This window comes from Pseudomonas sp. W22_MBD1_FP4, from assembly GCF_052113765.1.
In the GTDB taxonomy this organism is placed as follows: Bacteria; Pseudomonadota; Gammaproteobacteria; order Pseudomonadales; family Pseudomonadaceae; genus Aquipseudomonas; species Aquipseudomonas sivasensis.
In genome coordinates this window covers 44,160-64,256 of record NZ_JBGQOI010000029.1, presented here as the reverse complement: position 1 = coordinate 64,256, position 20,097 = coordinate 44,160, and the positions used below count along the sequence as shown (strand labels likewise).

The following is a 20,097-nucleotide window of genomic DNA, read 5'->3' as shown; positions in this document are numbered from 1 at the left end:
TTGCAGTAGTGGGAAACAATCAACCCCCCCAAACCGACAACCGAGAAGAAAAAAGAAAACACAACCCCCCAAAAACCCCTTTTTTTCTCTCTCTCCCTTTTTTTCCCCCCCCCCCCCCCCCCACCCCTCAGGGTAGCCGTGCACACTTGACCTACAAGGCCGCGTCGATTTTCTTGGCTGCGTCTTCGCTCACCCAGGCGTGCCAGACTTCAGGATGTTCCTTGAGGAAGATCTTCGCCAGTTTCGGCGACTCAATGCGCTCCTTGGCCATGCGTCCCAGGTTCTGGTTCAGCAGGTCGATGGGCAGGTTGACCTTTTCCAGCACGGCCACCAGTTCAGGGGCTTGTTCGTGGAAGGTCTTGGACAGGCCGACCTTGATGGTCACGGTTTTATCCACACCAGGTTTTTCTTCAAGCTTGACCAGGTCGACCTGACCCATCAGCGGCGTCGGCGACCAGTAGTAGAACAGGATCGGCTCGCCACGCTTGTAGCTCGACAGCACCGCCGCATCCAGCGCCGGGCCGGTGCCTGGACGGAAGTTGGTGTAGGTGCTTTCCAGGCCGTAGCTTTTCAGCATTTCGCTGTTGTCCAGCTCGCAGGTCCAGCCGGCCGGGCAGTTGTAGAAGCGGCCCTTGGATGGTTCTTCCTGGTCCTTGAACACCGAGGCGTACTTGGCCAGGTCGGCGATGGTTTTCAGGTCCGGCGCCTTGGCTTCCAGCTTGCGCTTGGCGTCGCCTTCGATCACGTAGCGCGGCACGTACCAGCCTTCGATTGCGCCCACCACTGGCGCACCAACGCCGACGACTTTGCCGGCCTTCTCAGCCTTGTTCCAGACTTCGCTGCGGCCGACCCATTCTTCGGCGAACACTTGGATGTCGTTGCTGCTCAGGGCGTTTTCCATGGTGATGGAGTTGCCCGGCAGGCTGTCGGTTTTGCAGTCGTAGCCTTTTTCCAGCACGGTTTGCAGGATGTCGGTGAGCAACATGCCGCTTTCCCAGTTCAGCCCGGCGAATTTCACCGGTTTACCGGACTCGCACCAACCGGCCGCCTGGGCGCCAGCGCTGGCCAGCAAGCCTGCAGAGAACAACGTGGTCAGCAGGGTCTTATGCATTTTCATTGTGTGACGCTCCCAATCATGAAATGGATTACGGCAGTCAAAAGGCGTCCTGCCTTGTCCACGTCCTGTCAGGCCCGCGCCGCAGCGCGACTGGCCCCGCTTTTTTTAGTGGGTACAACATTGTCCTGCTCGACCGGCAGAATCAGTTGATCGGGCACGCTGCCGTGCCATTTTTTCGCACACAGGTAATACAGGGCGGCCGGCAGCACCAGGCCGATGATCCAGGAGATATCCACACCCCCAAGCGCGCTCACCAGCGGACCGGTGTAGAACTTGGTAGCGATGAACGGCATCTGCACCAACACCCCGAAGACATAGACGCTGATACCCAGAGGGTTCCAACGACCGTACCGCCCGTTTGGATCGGCCAGCGCCGGCACGTCATAGCGCTCGCGGGTGATGAAGTAGTAGTCAACTAGGTTGATCGCGCTCCAGGGCGTGAAGAACGCCAGCAGGAACAGAATGAAAGACTTGAACGCACCGAGGAACGAATGCTGGCCGAGCAATGCGATCAGGGTCGCCGTACCGACGATAAGCAGCACGAACACCAGACGCTGCAGACGCGTGACCTCCAGGCGACCACGAAAGCCGCTGATGATGGTCGCGATGCACATGAAGCTGCCGTAGGAGTTCAGTGTGGAGATGGTGACCTTGCCGAACGCGATGCTGAAATACAGCAGCGCAGCGGTGGCGCCCGTACCACTCAAACCAACGATGTAGGCCACTTCATGACCGGCGAATTGCCCGTTGGCCATGGCGGCGGCGAACACGCCGAGAATCATCGCCACTTGTGCGCCAATCACTGAACCGGCGCCCGCAGCAAGAAAGGTTTTCACCGACGACGTGCTGCTCGGCAAGTAGCGCGAGTAGTCCGCCACATAAGGCCCAAACGCGATTTGCCAAGAGGCGGCGAGGGACACCGCGAGCAAGAAACTGCTCCAGCTGAAATGGCGGATTTGCAGCAATGCGCCAATGTCAGCCTGGCCCATCAGGCGACTGAACAGGTAAACGAAGGCAATCACACCAATGACGCTGGCAACGCGCCCTATGAAGTGGATCACCCGATAACCAAGCACCGTGACCAGCACGATGACACTGGCGAAGATCAGGATACCGACGCTGCTGCTGACACCAAACAACTGGCCCAGCGCCTGGCCGGAAAGCACCGTACCGGTTGCGGTGAAACCCAGGTACATCAGGCACACCAAGACGATCGGAATGGCCGCGCCATATACGCCGAACTGCACGCGACTGGAGATCATCTGCGGCAAGCCGAGCTTGGGCCCTTGCGCCGCATGCAACGCCATGACGCCGCCGCCGATCAGTTGACCGATCAACAGACCGATCAACGACCAGAACACATCACCGCCCAGCACCACGGCCAAGGCCCCGGTGACAATGGCCGTAATTTGCAGGTTGGCACCCAGCCACAGGGTGAATTGGCTCAATAGACGACCGTGTCTTTCCGCTTCCGGGATGTAGTCGATCGAACGTTTCTCGATCAACGGGGTGGTACTTGCACGCGCGTCATTTGCAGCCATGGGTGTTCAACCTCTGATGGATTGTTTTGGGGGTCGCAGCCGCTCAACTGTGGGAGGGGGCTTGCTCCCGATAGCAGTGGGTCAGTCACCAGACCTATTGGCTGATACACCGCCATCGGGAGCAAGCCCCCTCCCACATGGGTTACTTGATCATTGGAAGATTGAGACCCTGCTCTTTGGCGCAATCGATCGCGATCTGGTAACCCGCATCGGCGTGACGCATCACCCCTGTCGCTGGGTCGTTGTGCAGCACACGGGCAATCCGCTCGGCCGCTTCGTCGGTGCCGTCGCAGACGATCACCATGCCGGAGTGCTGGGAGAAGCCCATGCCGACGCCGCCACCGTGGTGCAGCGAGACCCACGTCGCACCGCTGGCGGTATTGAGCAAGGCATTGAGCAGCGGCCAGTCAGATACGGCGTCGGAACCGTCCTGCATGGATTCTGTTTCGCGGTTCGGGCTTGCTACCGAGCCGGAGTCGAGGTGGTCACGACCAATCACCACCGGCGCCGACAGCTCGCCGCTGCGCACCATTTCGTTGAATGCCAGGCCGAGCTTGGCGCGCTGGCCCAGACCGACCCAGCAGATACGCGCTGGCAGGCCCTGGAAGCTGATGCGTTCGCGAGCCATGTCCAACCAGTTATGCAGGTGGGCGTCGTCGGGGATCAGCTCTTTGACTTTGGCGTCGGTCTTGTAGATATCTTGCGGGTCGCCCGAGAGCGCAGCCCAACGGAACGGGCCGATGCCACGGCAGAACAGTGGGCGGATGTACGCCGGAACGAAACCTGGGAAGTCGAAAGCGTTTTCCACGCCTTCTTCCTGTGCCATTTGGCGGATGTTGTTGCCGTAGTCGAAGGTCGGGATGCCTTGCTTCTGGAATTCCAGCATGGCTTTGACGTGGACTGCCATGGACTGCTTGGCGGCCTTGATCACGGCAGCCGGCTCGGTCTTGGCGCGGGCGCGGTATTCGTCCCAGGTCCAGCCGGCGGGCAGGTAGCCATTGAGCGGGTCATGGGCACTGGTCTGGTCGGTGACCATGTCCGGGCGCACACCGCGCTTGACCAGTTCCGGCAGGATCTCGGCCGCGTTACCCAGCAGCGCGATGGAAATGGCTTTGCCTTCTTTCGTGTATTTGGCGATACGGGCCAAAGCGTCGTCGAGGTCGGTGGCTTGCTCATCGACATAACGGCTGGCCAGGCGGAAATCGATGCTGACCTGCTGGCACTCGATGTTCAGCGAGCACGCGCCGGCCAATGTCGCGGCCAGCGGCTGTGCGCCGCCCATGCCGCCTAGGCCGGCGGTGAGGACCCAACGGCCTTTCAAATTGCTGTCGTAATGCTGGCGACCGGCTTCAACGAAGGTTTCGTAAGTACCTTGGACGATGCCCTGGCTGCCGATGTAGATCCAGCTGCCGGCAGTCATCTGGCCGTACATAGCCAGGCCCTTGGCATCCAGTTCGTTGAAGTGTTCCCAACTGGCCCAGTGCGGAACCAGATTAGAGTTGGCGATCAACACGCGCGGGGCGTTGCTATGGGTCTTGAACACGCCGACCGGTTTGCCGGATTGCACCAGCAGGGTTTCGTCGTCGTTCAGATTGGTGAGGCTCTCGACGATCTGGTCGTAGCACTCCCAATTACGTGCGGCGCGGCCAATGCCGCCGTACACCACCAACTCTTTCGGGTTCTCGGCCACTTGCGGGTCGAGGTTGTTCATCAGCATGCGCAGCGGTGCTTCAGTCAGCCAGCTTTTGGCGGTGAGCTTGTTACCGCGGGCGGCGCGGATTTCGACGTCACGGTATTTTGTAGGCTTGGTCACTGCTAGGACTCCTCGGCGATCGATGCGCGAACATGGATGGTGCGAAGGAGAGTCTTACGCACACATCTTTACTTGTATGTACAAGCATATGCAATCAAGCGGCCAACTTTCTAAGTGAGGTGTTTGGATTTTTTTGGAAAGCGTGTGTGAGCCTTGGAAATTAAGGCTTAGAGAGATGATGAAATTTCTTACAAAGGGGTTTTCCAGCGAGGGAGGTTTGTCACGACAGCATGGTTTTGCGCCACGCTGGGGCATTCGGTAACAAATTGGTGCAGAGGTTGGAAACAGATCGCAACAACAGCGGGAAACAAATGTGGGAGGGGGCTTGCCCCCGATAGCGGTGGATCAGTCAGCCCACCTGGTACTGACACACCGCAATCGGGGGCAAGCCCCCTCCCACATTTTTTAACCGCGCTGAGTCAGTTCGATTATGCAGCTACGGCCAGTGATAGAGATGTCCAGCAAGCCAGCGTTACCGTCCACTTGCAGGCAATCGTGATGGCCCAGTACCTGGTCCAGCACCTTCACTTCATCCGCCACGCTGAACACCAGCACCGTCTGCGCCGTACTGAAAAACCGCTGCACACCATCCATCCACTGCAACCGCGCGTGGTAGCGCTCGGGCGAATAAATCAGGTTGAAATCGCGAATCGGCCCAGTGATCAATCGGCACGACACCTGACTGTCACCCTTGAACGCGAACGGTTGCAGCGGTAACAGTCCGCGCTGCTCCTCGCCATCCACGGTCAGCACCATGCCTGCGCCCTTGATTACCGTGATCACACGCTGGTAACCGGCGAAGGTGGAAAAGCCGCCCGACTCGGCGATATCGGCAATCGACAAGCGCCAGCCAAAGCCATCCAGGCCATCGCCGGCATCACGGGAGATTTCTTCGGTACTGCCACCGCCGTTTTTCCACGGCATGCGGACGTAATCGGCGGCGCGCCAGACTTTCAAACTCATTTACTGAAGCGTCCTTCGAGGCTGTGACGGGAACCAGGGTGGATCAACCGCGCGGCGGTCACCGGCTGGCGTCCGGACCAGGTGCGTCGGCGAATCAACAGGCACGGTTCGGAGGGCTCGATTTGCAGCAGCTTGCACTCGTCGGCGTCGGCGAGGATCGCTTCCACGACGTGCTCGCCTTCCGTCAGCGGCGCAACCTGGTTGAGATAGGCATAGGGCGTTTGTTGGGTGAAATCCTGCTGCAGGTATTCCGGCGCGACCAGGGCGTTGACGAAACGGTCTTCGATTTGCACGGGAATATCGTTTTCGTAATGCACGATCAGTGAGTGGAACACCCGCCCGCCTTCGCGCATTTCCAGGGCGACGGCACGTTCGGAACCGGCGGCCTCTTCGCCCAGGGTGATGACCTGGCAGGTATGCCGATGACCGCGGGAAGCGATCTCATCAGCAATGTTGTGCACTTCAAACAGCGCCGACTGGCTTTTGGGCTCGGCGACAAAAGTACCGACGCCTTGCATGCGAACCAGCAACCCTTCGGCGGTGAGTTCGCGCAGGGCGCGATTGATCGTCATTCGGCTGAAGCCCAGCTGGCTGACCAGTTCACTCTCCGACGGCACGCGGTAATGGGGTGGCCAGTTGCCGTTGAGGATCTGCTGGCTGATCATCTGTTTGACGCGGGCATACAAGGGCGCCGGACTTTCGTCCATGTGGGCAGCCAGTGAAGACTTGGCGGGCGGAGTCGGCACAGGGAATCCTTGCAGGGGGAAAAGATGCATAGATTGCCGGAGTTTACCGAGCAGGCAAACGTCTGTATATGTATATACAAATAAACACACGACCGGAGTGCTCTGAACATGTCCGCTTTTTTTGCCGAACGCGCACTGCTGCCTAATGGATGGGCCAACGATGTACGTCTTGAAGTCAGCGCCGATGGCCTGCTGACACAGATTGCGGCCAATGCCAGTGCAGACGGCGCCGAGCGGCTCAAAGGCCCAGTTTTGGCTGGCATGCCCAACCTGCACTCCCACGCATTCCAACGCGCCATGGCGGGTTTGGCCGAAGTCGCCGGCAACCCGAATGACAGCTTCTGGACCTGGCGCGAGCTGATGTACCGCATGGTCGGCAAGATCAGTCCGGAGCAACTGCAGGTGATTGCGCGCCAGCTGTACATCGAGATGCTCAAGGCCGGTTACACCTCGGTGGCCGAATTTCACTACGTGCATCATGATGTCAGCGGCCAGCCGTACGCCGACCGTACGGAACTGTCGCGGCAGATCAGCCACGCGGCCGCCAGCAGCGGTATTGGCCTGACCTTGGTGCCCGTGCTCTACACCCACTCGGGTTTTGGCGGGCAGGCGCCGAACGAAGGCCAGCGACGGTTTATCAACAGCACCGAAAACTACCTGGACCTGCAGGCGCGCCTCAAACCGATCCTCGCGGCGCAACCGGCGCAGCAACTGGGCTTGTGCTTCCACTCCCTGCGCGCTGTTACGCCACAACAAATCCATGAAGTCCTGGCCGCCAGCGACAAGACGTGCCCGATCCATATCCATATTGCCGAACAACAAAAAGAAGTCGACGACTGCCTGGCCTGGAGCGGCAAGCGTCCGTTGCAATGGCTGTATGACAATGTCGAGGTGGATGAACGCTGGTGCCTGGTGCACGCGACTCACGCCAACCCGGAAGAAGTGACGCGCATGGCAACGAGCCGGGCGATTGCCGGATTGTGCCTGACCACCGAAGCCAACCTGGGCGACGGGATTTTCCCGGCAGTGGATTTTCTCGTCCAGGGCGGGCGCATGGGCATCGGTTCCGACAGCCATGTGTCATTGAGCGTAGTGGAGGAATTGCGCTGGCTGGAATACGGCCAGCGCCTGCGCGATCAACGGCGCAACCGCTTGTATCGCAGTGACCAACCGATGGTTGGCCGTACGTTGTTCGATGCTGCGCTGGACGGTGGCGCACAGGCACTGGGGCAGCCGATTGGTCGACTGGAAGTGGGCAAGCGTGCGGATTGGATCGTGCTGGACGGTAATGACCCTTACCTGGCGACAGCAACAGAGGATGGCATTCTCAATCGCTGGCTGTTTGCCGGCGGTGATCGCCAGGTGCGTGATGTGCTGGTCAACGGGAAATGGGTGGTGCGCGACGGGCGTCATGCAGGCGAAGAAGAAAGCAGCCGGGCATTTACGCAGGTGCTAAGGGACTTACTCGGTTAAAACATATGGGAGGGGGCTTACCCCCGATTGCAGAGTGTCAGCCAGCAAATCAGATACTGACACACCGCTATCGCGGGCAAGCCCCCTCCCACATTGGATTGAGGGGCTCTCAGGTTATTGCGAAGTCTTGGCCATCTGCTTATCCGATGTCCGGAAGATCAACCGCGTGGTGTCATACCCCTGCTGTCGCGCCCTGCTCAGCAGGTCTTCGCGAGTATCGGCACTGACCGTTGGCGTGCGCGACAGGATCCACATATAGCGCCGGCTCGGGCTGCCGACGATGGCGGTCTTGTAGTCATCGCTGACGTACAGCACCCAGTAATCGCCCTTGGCGACGCCCGGCAGCAGTGACGTGAACCAGTTGTTGAATTCCACCCAGAGCTTGTCAGTCTTGCCAGGCACTTGCGGGGTGGCGGTGCCCTTGGCTTCTTCCCACTTCCATTCGGTGGTCAGGCAGCGGTTAAACACCGACATGTCGCCATCGGGCAACAAGGTGTAGCGTGCTTCGGACTGCGCGCAGTTGCGCTGAAAGTACATCGGCAATCGGGCCAACTCATACCAGGTGCCCTGGTAACGCTTGAGGTTGACGCTGCCGGCAGTCTTGGGTTGCAGATCATCGCCAGAATGGCTGGCACAGCCCGCCAAAAACAGGCTGGCACAAAGGAACAAAACAAAACGCATCATTCTTCTTCTCCCGCAGGCTCTCGCCCCGGTTTACTTCAGGCCTTGCCCGGAAAACATGAGAACTTTGTCACCGGCATATTGAACGCTGATAAAGCTGGTTTTATCGCCCCACGTGCAGCTGGACATGCCCAGTGCGCCGGAACAATCGGTCGGCTTACCCAACAACGACTCCACCTCGGCCTTCGGCATGCCGGCCGACAACTTCGCGTAATTTTCCTGGTTGATCTTGCTGCAAGCGGCCAACAGCACGCAAAAAGCCAGCAAAGCGAGACGGCGTAACGACATGGAATAACTCCTGGAGGGACAAGGCAGCGTGGGTATCTGCCAGAAGCTTAGAAGGGAAAACAGGTGTCTGGTTCCCGACGAGTAAAAACAAAAAAGCCCCGAAAACGCTGAAACGTTTCGGGGCTTCTTTAAGGGTGAACCGGCTCACAACAACGCCGATCACTTATCGCCGCAGCTTACTTCTTGTGATAGGCCGTCACGCGCTCAACTTCTTCCTTCGAACCCAGGAACACCGCTACACGCTGGTGCAGGCCTTCCGGCTGGATGTCGAGGATGCGCTGGTGGCCGTCAGTGGACGCGCCGCCCGCTTGTTCAACCAGGAACGACATCGGGTTCGCTTCATACATCAGGCGCAGTTTGCCCGGCTTGGATGGCTCGCGGCTGTCACGTGGGTACATGAACAAGCCACCACGGGTCAGGATGCGGTGCACGTCGGCTACCATCGCCGCGACCCAACGCATGTTGAAGTTTTTCTTCAGCGGGCCTTCTTCACCGGCCATCAACTCGCCCACGTAGCGGGTAACCGGTTCTTCCCAGTGACGCTGGTTGGACATATTGATCGCGAATTCCTGGGTGGACGCAGGAATGGTGATGTCTTCGTGGGTCAGTACGAAGCTGCCCATTTCGCGGTCCAGGGTGAAACCTTTAACGCCGTCACCCAGGGTCAGCACCAGCATGGTCTGTGGGCCGTAGATCGCGTAACCGGCAGCGACCTGCTCGGTGCCTGGCTGCAGGAAAGCCTTTTCGTTCAGGGCTTCGTTCTGGCTCAGGTATTCGTTCGGGCAGCGCAGCACGGAGAAGATAGTGCCGACCGGTGCGTTGATGTCGATGTTGGACGAACCGTCCAGTGGGTCGAACACCAGCAGGTAGGCACCTTTCGGGTATTTACCCGGGATCTGGTAGGCATTGTCCATTTCTTCGGACGCCATGCCGGCCAGGTGACCGCCCCATTCGTTGGCTTCAAGCAGGATCTCGTTGGAGATTACGTCGAGCTTCTTCTGTACTTCGCCCTGCACGTTTTCAGTGCCCATGCTGCCCAGGACACCACCCAGTGCGCCTTTGGACACGGCATGGCTGATTTCCTTGCAAGCACGCGCGACCACTTCGATAAGGAAGCGCAGATCGGCAGGCGTGTTGTTGCTGCGGGTCTGCTCAATCAAATAGCGACTCAAGGTAACGCGGGACATGTAAGGCTCCGGAGAATGGGGGGCTTGAAAACCCGCGCAGTTTAACGCGAGTCGGGGCGTATTTCCTCCTATCAGAGGATTTAAACCCAATAGAGTTCATGGACTTTATTTAACGCGCCGCCGGTGGCTTGCGCAGCAAACTGTAGGCCATGGCGCCCAGTGCCGCCACGCCGAGCAGCAAGACGGCCCAGAGTCCGAGTTTTTTCCAGTTCGGCCCGTCCTCCACAGCGGCTACGACCACCGGCGACGCGACCGCAACGTCCCCGACAACCTTGGCCTGTCCCAGCGTATTGAGGCGCTCGGCACTGTAATCGGGGATCAGGGTCGACAGTGGCAGGCTTGCGGCTTTCACCGACGCATTGCCCAACGCCAGGCTGAACGGCGGCTCACCCCGCGCCAGGAACACCAACTGGGTAGCGCGCACCGCAAAGCGCAGCGCCGGCGCATCGGCGCCCAAACCGCCACCGCGCTCGTCCACCTGCAGCTTGAGTTCAGTCACGACCTGACCCGGCAACTGCAACTCATCCTGCACCACGTCCTGGCCGTTTTGCGTCAGGCGGTACAGCAAGCCATTGTTCAATGGCTGCCACAGTTGTTTGGCATCGCTGCGTCCCGCCAATGTCACCGGTGCCAGCGTGTTGGGCTGCTTCAACTCAATGCGCAAACGCTCGACACTCAGCCCAGTCGGCAACTGCCAGCTGTACTCCCCAGCCTTGAGTCGCGTTCCCGCCAATGGCTGCGACCACACCAACGGCATTGGCAGACTGCTGCGCGTAGCACTCACCAGCTTGGCCGAGGTCAGCAGCGGCGCCGCCTGCCCCTTCCATACCAGACGCAGGTAACGCGCTGAGCGTCCTGGCAGGCTGACGTCATGCTGTTCGACCCGTTCGTCGGCGAACGACAAGCGTGCCACCTGCCCCTCGCCCCAAGGCTCCCAACGCTGCAAGTCATCACTGGCTTCAATGCTGAAACGCTGGAAGCCCTCTTGCTCACGGCTCCAGTCCAGGCTCAGTTGCTGCAACGGTGCCTTGATCGCGCTGGCGTCCAGCACCCAGCCGCGCAACACCTGCTTGCCGGGCTTGGCGGCAGAAGACGGTTTGATTTCCACCAGGGTGCCTTCGGTGGTGGTTTTCATCACCACGCCGGGCAGGCTTTCCTGAGTGTCGGCGGCGTACAGCGGGAACCACTTCACATCAGCGACGTTGCGACTTTCGGTGCGCTGGGAAGCTTGTCGCGACAGCGCATAGGCCTGGGGCTCACCGGCGGCGTTAAACACGCGAACGTCACTGAGGTCCGCCTGGCGCGCGTTGAGTTGCACAGCCAACGGCAATTCAAGGCGATACCAGGGGCCATTGCCGCTCACACTCAGCGGCACATGGTGGGTGAAATCAGCCGGGGCTTCCTGGGCCGACGCCGCCAGCGCCGCAAACATGCCCACCATGGCCACGCTCAACTTACCGATCAAGAGGATGCTCCTTCAGTTTCCATCACAGGTTCGGCCCGCTTAGGTGGCAGCGGTGCGAAATAACCCACCACCAGCAACAGCCCGCCCACGCCGATAAACGACACGATCCGCGCCAGGCCGCCACGGTTACTCAGTTCGACAAAGAACAGTTTGGCCACCACCACCGCAATCAACGCGGCGCCGATCAACCACACTTCGCGACGATGGCGCAGGTGGCCGCCGATCATCAGGCCGAGGGCGATCAGAGTCCACACAATCGACAGGCCGGCTTGCACCAGCATCGACTCCAGCAACGCATCCAGATGAAACGGCACGCCGCCCCAGTGGTGCGCAGTGCGCATGACCAGTGCCGTGAAGAACGCAAACAGCGAGAGACCCGCGATCCCTTGTGCGGCCAATTCGGCACGCGGCCCGCGTTGTGGCGCCACGCTTCGGGACCACAGGTAAACACCCAGCAGCGCGAAGAGCAGGCCCAGTTCCAGAGGGTTGAGCAGAGGCACGTAAGGCAACGGATTGGCGGTGCCATCGCTGAAGGTATTCGCCAGCCAGAACCAGCCGAGCATCAGCACAGCCAATGGCAGCGCGGCCAGGACTCGGTACTCCCTTAGGTACGCCGACACTGGCCACGGCCAGGTGCGCGGTGCGGCGGCCAGCACCAGGTACAGGCTTGGCAGGATGGCCCAGCCCAACCAGCGCCAGGCGTTGTATTCAGCCGACAGGCGCAACAGTCCATAGCGCAATTCCAGTGCCAGCACGCCGATCAGCATCCAGCAGCCTAGGACATGGGCAATACTCAGCATCCTGGCCGGAACCACCGGCGCCAAGCGGCGCAGCGAGATGAAATGCACCACAAACACCGCCAACCAGGCCAGCCATCCGTACTGCGCCGCCGGGTGATAGTAGCTGTGGGCAGACACCAGCAACGCCACGCCCGCCGCCGGCATCAGCAAGGTGCACAGCACACCCAGGGATGCCCAGCGCAGTCGCGCCGCGAGCAACGCCCAGATCGCCACGCTCGCTGCGGCAAGCCCCAGCAGGAAAGAACCAAGCAACGCTTGCGGAACAAAGCGCAACACTTCGCCGCCCAGCGCCAATGTCCACCACGCCGCACCCCACACCAGCAAAAGGTCGGACAAGCGTTGCAGCTTCAGCACCGCAAACACCGGCGCATGGGGCTCACGTTGCAAGCGCCAGGCGCCGATCAAGGCGGCCAGGCCCAACACCATCGGCGTCCAGAAACCACTGTGCGCCAGCGGACGCAGGCCTTCGCCGGTCAACGGCCCGAGCAATTGCGGCACCGCCAGCAGGAACGAGCCACCGCCGACCAGTTGCAGCAGCAACCCAAACACAAAACTGACGCGCTGTTGCAGGTACAAGCTCAGCCAGATGATCAACAACCCACTGGCAGCCCATACGCCGCTGGCGCTTTCCCATGGCAGCACAAACAGCACCGCCAGATTGATCAACACCAGACCGGCGAGCAGCACCACCGACAACCCACGTAACAGCCGCACATCGCTGCGCACCATGTCGTCGCGTGCCGCCAGCAGCATGCCGCCAATCAAGGCCAGGCCGATCAGGGAGGCCGTGAGCAAACCACTCCAGCCCGCATTGAATACCGCCGCGCCCTCCCCGCCCTGCAAGCGCACCAGGAATAACGCGCCACCCAGCAATTGCACCGCGAACGCAGTGAACAGGAAAGTGCGCGAGCCAATGCGCAGGCCGATAAACAGGGTCGCCAGACCGGCGATGGCCCAACTGATGGCGGTGCCTTGGGTCAGCAACAGCAAGGGCGCCAGCAGGTACAAAAAGCTCAAGCCCAGAGACGCCAGGACCGGCAGCCCTTTGCGCTCCCACTCTGCCGCGTGCTCCGCCGATGCCTTGCGCAACTGATCGAAGCTGAACAGCAACGCGGCGCCGAGCAACAACGCACCCAGCGGCGCACCGTCGAGCAGGCTGTGTTCGCCAATGCGCAGTTCGCTGAGGAAGGCCAGCGCTGAGCCCAATTGCAGCAACAAGCCGAACGCACGCGCCAACGGTCGCTCCTGGCGCAAACCGAGCCAGAAGATCCCGGCGCCTTCCACCGCCCACGCCGCAGCCGTCCAACGTGCATCAAGGCCCAGAGGAATCGCCAGGCTGGCAAAGATCACGCCCAGGGCCAGGCACGTTTCCGCCAGCAGCAACGCGCGTCCGCCACTGAGTAACCGCGCCAGACCCATGTAGATAATGCCCAGGCCCAACGCACTGAACGCCGCGGCGAATTCCAGATGCTGTACCAATGCGAACTGCAAGCCAAAGCCCACCAGCGGCGGGCCGAACAGCATGCCGCCGTCAACGTAATCACCCTTGGCAGCCGACCAGCGCAACAACGCATCACGGCCTTCGGGCGCGTCGCCCAGCTCCAGCAATTTGCGTCGGGCGAACAACAGGCCGATGGCCAGATACATTAGGAAGAACAGGATCAGGAATGGCTCGGTGCTCCACAGCAATTCCGGCGTGTAGGAACGCATTCCCCAGGCGAAGCCGATGCCGAAGGTACCGACGAACCCGATCAGGTTGAGCAAGCGCCAGGCCTTGAACCAGGCGATGGCGAGAATACCGGCGTTGAGCAGGGCAAAATAACTGAACAGCGCAACATGGTTACCGGCACCGGTGGACGTAAGGATCGGTGCCGCAAAACCGCCGAGTGCTGCCGCGCAGGCCAGGCCCAATGCGTCCTGGGTGACCGCCAGGATCGCCGAGAACACCGTGACCGCAACCAGCAGGCCCAGCGCCGCGCTCGGGTCGATCAACGGATGCAGGCGCATCGCGGCAAACACCGTCAGGTACAGCACCGCAATCCCGGTGCCTTGTAGCATCAGCCCGTAGTTGCTGTTGCGCAGTCTCAGCCACCAGCCCAGGCCCAGCAGGCCGACAGCGGCAGCAGCCACACCGGCGTAACGCAACTCGATCGGCACCACCATGCCTTCGGTGGCATAACGCAGCAGGAACGCCAGGCCGAGAAACAACAGCACCACGCCGACGCGCAGAACGGTGTTGCCACCAAACAGCCAATTGCGTGCGCCAGCGAGGGCACGTTCGAACAGGTTGGGGCCACGGGGGATAGCAGGTTCTTCAGGAGGGCGCGGAGCCGGAGCAGGCTTCCAGGCGTCTTCAGGCAATGCAGGGCTTGGTTCGGCGACCATGGCGACGGGCGCCAATTCGGCCGGCAGCTCCCAAACCAGTTCGGGGGCCTTGGTGATGGGTGTCGGTTCAGGGATGGAGGGTTCGACCACCGCGGGGCTGGCCGGCGCGGGCACTTCCAATTGCCGCAGTCGCTCACCGAGGGCGATCACCGACTTCTGCGAGGTTTCCAACTGACGCGCCTGCTGTCGCACCTGGGCCGCAAGCTTCGACAGGCCAATCGCTTGGCCAATGCCCAACCCCAGCAGTGCGCCGATGCCTGCGTCATAGAACGACTCATCGAGCGTCCAGCCGACAACCAGGCCAATCAGCATGAAAATCCATTGCATGGTCGATATTCCCTAAGCAAACCGGCGCTCAGTATATCGACGCGCAACCAATGTGGGAGGGGGCTTGCCCCCGATAGCGGTGTGTCAGTCGACATATTCGTCAACTGACCATCCACTATCGGGAGCAAGCCCCCTCCCATATTTGGATCCAGGGTGCTTAGTCGAGCGCTTTCCAGATCTCCGTGGCGTACTCGCGGATCGTCCGGTCCGACGAGAACCAACCCATGCGCGCGGTATTGAGCACCGCCGAACGCCACCATGCCTTGGAGTCATGCCAATGCGCTTCGACCCGCGCCTGGGCATCCCAGTAGGAGTCGAAGTCGGCACACACCAGGAAGCGGTCGTAGTCGATCAACCCGTCGATCAAGCCCACATAGCGGCCCGGATCATCCGGCGAGAACACCCCGCCACGGATCGCTTGCAGCACATCGTTGAGGCGATGGGACGCAGCAATATCAGGCCCGGCGTTGAACTCGCCAGCGTGTTTTCGGGCTTCCACTTGCTGTGCACTGAGGCCGAAGATAAACATGTGATCGGCGCCCACGCGCTCGTGCATCTCCACGTTGGCGCCGTCCATGGTGCCGATGGTCAGCGCGCCGTTGAGGCCGAACTTCATGTTGCTGGTGCCCGACGCTTCAAAGCCGGCCGTGGATATCTGCTCCGACAAGTCCGCCGCCGGGATGATGCTTTCTGCCAGGCTGACGTTGTAGTTGGGCAGGAACACCACTTTGAGCAACCCGCGCACAGTCGGATCGTTGTTGACGGTGCGGGCGATGTCGTTGGTCAACTTGATGATCAACTTGGCCTGGTGATAACTGGCCGCCGCCTTGCCGGAGAAGATCTTCACCCTCGGCACCCAGTCGGTGCCCGGCTCGGCACGGATCGCCTGGTAAAGCGCCACGGTGTGCAGCAGGTTGAGCAGTTGGCGCTTGTACTCGTGGATACGTTTGACCTGCACGTCGAACATCGCCGCCGGGTTCACAGAAATGCCCAGGCGCTCGTGGATGATCTCGGCCAGTGCACGCTTACTGTGCAGGCGCTGGTCGGCGAAGGCTTTGCGGAAGGTCTGTTTCTCGGCGAAGGTTTCCAATTCGCCCAAGCGGGTTTCCATGGTGTCGAGAATGTCCGGACCCAGTGCTTCCACCAGCATCTCGGTGAGCTTGGGGTTGGCCTGGTACAGCCAGCGGCGGAAGGTAATGCCGTTGGTTTTGTTGTTGATGCGGTCTGGGTAGAGCTTGTGCAGTTCGGAGAACACCGTGCTGCGCATCAGTTGGGTGTGCAAGCCCGACACGCCATTGACGCTGTGGGAGCCGAGGAACGCCAGGTTACCCATGCGCACGCGGCGACCATTGTCTTCTTCAATCAGCGACACAGCGCGCAGCACGTCAAAATCGTGGATACCTTTGGCGCGCAGCGAGTCGATGTGCTGGGCATTGATCAGGTAGATGATCTGCATGTGCCGAGGCAACATGCGTTCCATCAGGCCTACCGGCCAGGTTTCCAACGCCTCGGGCAGCAAGGTGTGGTTGGTGTAGGACAAGGTTTCGACCGTGACCTGCCAAGCGGCATCCCAAGCGATGTCGTGCAAATCCACCAGTTGGCGCATCAACTCGGCCACGGCGATGGACGGGTGGGTGTCGTTGAGCTGGATCGCCGCGTGTTCGCCCAGGCTCAATACCGAGCCATGCATGTTTTTGTGGCGGCGCAGCAGGTCTTGCAGAGAGGCGGAGACGAAGAAGTATTCCTGACGCAGGCGCAGCTCCTGCCCTGCTTCGGTGCTATCCGCCGGGTAAAGCACCCGGGAGATGCTTTCAGCGCGGGCCACTTCGGCAACGGCACCCAGGTGGTCACCGGCGTTGAAGCGCTCCAGGTGCAAGTCCTCCACCGCCCGTGCACGCCACAGGCGCAGGGTGTTGACGCTTGCACCGCGCCAACCGACCACCGGCGTGTCATAGGCCACGGCGCGCACGGTCTCGCTGGGCGTCCACACTTGGATCAGCTTGCCGGCGGCGTCCGGCAGGGTTTCCACGCTGCCGCCAAAGCCGATCGGGTAGATCACTTCAGCGCGCTCGAACTCCCACGGGTTGCCGAAATCCAGCCAGCGTTCGGTCTGCTCCTGTTGCCAGCCATCGACAATCGCCTGGCGGAACAGGCCATGTTCATAACGGATGCCATAACCGTGACCGGCAATGCCCAAGGTCGACATGCTTTCCATGAAGCATGCGGCCAGGCGGCCCAAGCCACCGTTGCCGAGCGCCGCGTCAGGCTCCAGCAGGCGGATACGCTCAAGGTCGACGCCAAGTTCGCTGAGCGCTTCGCGGGCAATCTCCAACACACCAAGGTTACTCAGACTGTCGTAGAGCAAACGGCCGATGAGGAATTCGAGGGACAGGTAATACACACGTTTCTGGCCCTTGCGGTAAATACGCCGCGTGTGGTCCATCCAGTGATCGACCATCTGGTCGCGTGCGGCCAGAGCAATGGCTTCGAACCAGTCGTGGTCGAAGGCGTGATCCGGGTCCTTGCCCACCGCGTAGGTGAGTTTGGTCAAGACGGCATCGCGAAATGCGGCTACCTCTGCTTCTCGTGCAAGTGGTTCCTGAGACATCAATTGCGACCTCGGGCGAGATAGAAGGAGTTGCTAGAGCCTAGACGGTCTGACAGACGGTAGACGCTCTGGTTCGGCAGTTTTTTAACGCATTTACCTTTAGCGGGTTTTGATGCATTGGCCGTGCCTGCTTTCGCCCATCGCACCGTTCGGGATGAAATACGCAAAATATTGTTCAAAAAACCACCAATCCCGGTATGATCCCGCGCCCGGATACAGCCCCACCTTTTGGAACCTTGATGAAGCCTCAACTGATCGCCGCCGCGGAACTCGACCGTCTTGAGACCTGGCAGAAATATTCCGCCCACATGTGCGGTGGCTGCGTGTCCAGCTGCTGCACGCTGCCGGTCGAAGTGAAGATCAAGGACCTGATCCGCATTGGCATCGTCGATGAGTTCGAACGCGGCGATCCGCCGAAGAACATCGCCAAGCGGTTGCAGAAGGAAGGCATCGTCGAGCGCTACAACAACAAATCCGAGATTTTTACCCTGCAGCGCATGAGCAACAACGATTGCCTGTACCTGGATCGTAAGACGCGCTTCTGCACTATTTATGACAAGCGCCCCGATACCTGCCGCAATCACCCGAAGATCGGACCGCGGCCGGGGTATTGCGCGTACAAGCCGAAGGAAGTGGTGCGCGAGACCAATTTCAAGACCCTCGACAAGTTCTGATCCGGGTTTTGCAGGGGGTTCAAGGGCTCTATCGGGGGCAAGCCCCCTCCCACACTGACCGCATTCCAAATGGCTGTACTCGGTCAAATGTGGGAGGGGGCTTGCCCCCGATGAGGCCGGTACAACCACCACAAAACCAGCAGGCATAAAAAAACGCCCCCGGCCTTTCGACCGGGGGCGTTTTTCATTCAGCCTGAGTTAACTCAGTTCTTGGCTTTCTTGGCAGCGCGGGTACGCTCGCCTTCGTCCAGGATCTTCTTACGCAGGCGGATCGACTTAGGCGTAACTTCGCACAGCTCGTCGTCCTGGATGAATTCCAGGGCCTGTTCCAGGGTGAAGCGAACAGGTGGGACCAGAGCGATGGTTTCGTCTTTGCCCGAAGCACGCATGTTGTCGAGCTTCTTGCCTTTGGTTGGGTTGACGCCCATGTCGTTGTCACGGCTGTTCAGACCAACGATCTGACCGTTGTAGATCTCTTGACCGTGTTCAACGAACAGCTTGCCACGCGCCTGGAGGGTTTCCAGGGAGTAGGTCAGTGCCTTGCCAGTCTCAACCGATACCAGAACACCGTTCTGACGGCCGGACATGTCGCCGGACTTCATGGTGTCGTAGCGATCGAAGATCGAGGTCAGGATGCCAGCGCCGTTGGTCAGGGTCAGGAACTGGTTACGGAAACCGATCAGACCACGAGCAGGGATGTTGTATTCCAGACGCACACGGCCTTTGCCATCCGGCACCATGTTGGTCAGGTCGCCTTTACGCAGGCCCATCTCTTCCATGACCTTGCCCTGGGATTCTTCAGGGGTGTCGATGGTTACGTTTTCGAACGGTTCCTGCTTCACGCCATCAACTTGACGGATGATCACTTCTGGACGACCAACGCCCATTTCGAAGCCTTCACGACGCATGGTTTCGATCAGTACCGAGAGGTGCAGCTCACCACGGCCGGAAACCTTGAACTTGTCAGCCGAGTCGCCTTCTTCAACGCGCAGTGCAACGTTGTACAGCAGCTCTTTGTCCAGACGTTCCTTGATGTTACGGGAAGTCACGAACTTGCCTTCTTTACCGCAGAAAGGCGAGTCGTTTACCTGGAAGGTCATGGAAACGGTTGGTTCGTCAACGGTCAGAGGCTTCATCGCCTCGACGTTGTCCGGCTGGCACAGGGTGTCGGAGATGAACAGGGAGTCCATACCGCTCACGCATACGATGTCGCCAGCGAAAGCTTCTTCAACGTCGATACGGTGCAGACCGTGGTGACCCATCAGCTTCAGGATACGACCGTTACGCTTCTTGCCGTCGGCGCCGATAGCAACAACCGGGGTGTTCGGCTTGACGCTACCACGAGCGATACGGCCAACACCGATAACACCCAGGAAGCTGTTGTAGTCCAGTGCCGAGATTTGCATCTGGAACGGGCCGTCACGGTCAACTTTTGGAGCCGGTACGTTGTCGACGATCGACTGGTACAGCGGGGTCATGTCTTCAGCCATGTCGGTGTGTTCCAGACCGGCAATGCCGTTCAGGGCCGAGGCGTACACGACTTTGAAGTCCAGCTGTTCTTCGGTAGCACCCAGGTTGTCGAACAGGTCGAAGATCTGGTCCAGAACCCAGTCCGGACGCGCGCCTGGACGGTCAACCTTGTTGATGCACACGATCGGACGCAGGCCGGCTTCGAAAGCCTTCTTGGTCACGAAACGGGTTTGCGGCATAGGGCCGTCTTGGGCATCAACCAGCAGCAGAACGGAGTCAACCATCGACATTACGCGTTCTACTTCGCCGCCGAAGTCGGCGTGGCCCGGGGTGTCCACAATGTTGATGTGGTAGCCGTTCCAGTTGATAGCGGTGTTTTTTGCCAGGATGGTAATACCGCGCTCTTTTTCCTGGTCGTTGGAGTCCATCACGCGCTCGTCGTTGAGCTCGTTGCGCTCCAGGGTGCCGGATTGACGCAGGAGTTTGTCTACCAGGGTGGTTTTACCATGGTCAACGTGAGCAATGATGGCGATGTTACGTAGATTTTCGATCACTTGTG

At 60.1% G+C, this 20,097-nt stretch carries 14 protein-coding genes; 2 read left to right on the top strand and 12 right to left on the bottom strand.

Annotated features, from left to right (window positions below):
- Positions 1-151: 151 nt before the first annotated feature.
- The 5 genes from ACEN2T_RS27165 to hutC form a co-directional block, all read right to left on the bottom strand.
- The gene (locus ACEN2T_RS27165; RefSeq protein WP_032890172.1) at positions 152-1,117 is read right to left on the bottom strand and encodes an ABC transporter substrate-binding protein; all 966 of its coding nucleotides are present in this window, start codon (positions 1,115-1,117) and stop codon (positions 152-154) included.
- A gap of 68 nt (positions 1,118-1,185) precedes the next feature.
- Positions 1,186-2,658, bottom strand: a complete 1,473-nt coding sequence (locus ACEN2T_RS27160) for a purine-cytosine permease family protein (RefSeq protein WP_179179644.1) — start codon at positions 2,656-2,658, stop codon at positions 1,186-1,188.
- Between the two features lie 142 nt (positions 2,659-2,800).
- Positions 2,801-4,471, bottom strand: coding sequence for a urocanate hydratase (hutU, locus tag ACEN2T_RS27155; protein ID WP_032890167.1), 1,671 nt, complete (start codon positions 4,469-4,471; stop codon positions 2,801-2,803).
- A gap of 405 nt (positions 4,472-4,876) precedes the next feature.
- Positions 4,877-5,434 carry a HutD/Ves family protein gene (locus ACEN2T_RS27150; RefSeq protein WP_032890165.1) on the bottom strand — a complete coding sequence of 186 codons (558 nt, stop codon included), beginning with the start codon at positions 5,432-5,434 and terminating at the stop codon, positions 4,877-4,879.
- Positions 5,431-6,141, bottom strand: coding sequence for a histidine utilization repressor (hutC, locus tag ACEN2T_RS27145; RefSeq protein ID WP_442117835.1), 711 nt, complete (start codon positions 6,139-6,141; stop codon positions 5,431-5,433). Before hutC ends, ACEN2T_RS27150 begins: the two co-directional genes overlap by 4 nt.
- A 147-nt stretch (positions 6,142-6,288) precedes the next feature.
- Here hutC and ACEN2T_RS27140 point away from each other — a divergent pair, with 147 nt between their 5' ends.
- Positions 6,289-7,653, top strand: a complete 1,365-nt coding sequence (locus ACEN2T_RS27140) for a formimidoylglutamate deiminase (protein WP_442117833.1) — start codon at positions 6,289-6,291, stop codon at positions 7,651-7,653.
- 114 nt (positions 7,654-7,767) lie between these two features.
- Here the strand turns inward: ACEN2T_RS27140 and ACEN2T_RS27135 are convergent, their stop codons facing one another.
- The 6 genes from ACEN2T_RS27135 to ACEN2T_RS27110 form a co-directional block, all read right to left on the bottom strand.
- A complete protein-coding gene (locus ACEN2T_RS27135) occupies positions 7,768-8,337 on the bottom strand; it encodes a lipocalin family protein (protein WP_032890161.1) in 570 nt (189 codons plus the stop codon).
- A 30-nt stretch (positions 8,338-8,367) separates the two neighbouring features.
- Positions 8,368-8,622 (bottom strand): lipoprotein, encoded by a 255-nt coding sequence (locus ACEN2T_RS27130; protein WP_032890159.1) that lies wholly within the window; start codon positions 8,620-8,622, stop codon positions 8,368-8,370.
- Positions 8,623-8,798: 176 nt separating this feature from the next.
- On the bottom strand, positions 8,799-9,809 hold the full coding sequence (locus ACEN2T_RS27125; RefSeq protein ID WP_003237460.1) for a class 1 fructose-bisphosphatase: 1,011 nt from the start codon (positions 9,807-9,809) through the stop codon (positions 8,799-8,801).
- 109 nt (positions 9,810-9,918) lie between these two features.
- Positions 9,919-11,271, bottom strand: coding sequence for a DUF3999 domain-containing protein (locus ACEN2T_RS27120; protein WP_442117834.1), 1,353 nt, complete (start codon positions 11,269-11,271; stop codon positions 9,919-9,921).
- Positions 11,271-14,786, bottom strand: coding sequence for a DUF2339 domain-containing protein (locus tag ACEN2T_RS27115; RefSeq protein WP_442117832.1), 3,516 nt, complete (start codon positions 14,784-14,786; stop codon positions 11,271-11,273). The genes ACEN2T_RS27120 and ACEN2T_RS27115 overlap by 1 nt, the downstream gene beginning before the upstream one ends.
- Positions 14,787-14,943: 157 nt before the next feature.
- Complete coding sequence (locus ACEN2T_RS27110) at positions 14,944-17,394, bottom strand: glycogen/starch/alpha-glucan phosphorylase (RefSeq protein ID WP_032890155.1); 2,451 nt, start codon at positions 17,392-17,394, stop codon at positions 14,944-14,946.
- Positions 17,395-17,633: 239 nt separating this feature from the next.
- Between ACEN2T_RS27110 and ACEN2T_RS27105 the strand changes: the two genes are divergently transcribed.
- On the top strand, positions 17,634-18,068 hold the full coding sequence (locus ACEN2T_RS27105) for a YkgJ family cysteine cluster protein (RefSeq protein WP_003187815.1): 435 nt from the start codon (positions 17,634-17,636) through the stop codon (positions 18,066-18,068).
- A 203-nt stretch (positions 18,069-18,271) separates the two neighbouring features.
- Here ACEN2T_RS27105 and typA read toward each other — a convergent pair whose 3' ends face one another.
- Complete coding sequence (gene typA, locus ACEN2T_RS27100) at positions 18,272-20,092, bottom strand: translational GTPase TypA (RefSeq protein WP_032890153.1); 1,821 nt, start codon at positions 20,090-20,092, stop codon at positions 18,272-18,274.
- Positions 20,093-20,097 lie beyond the last annotated feature (5 nt).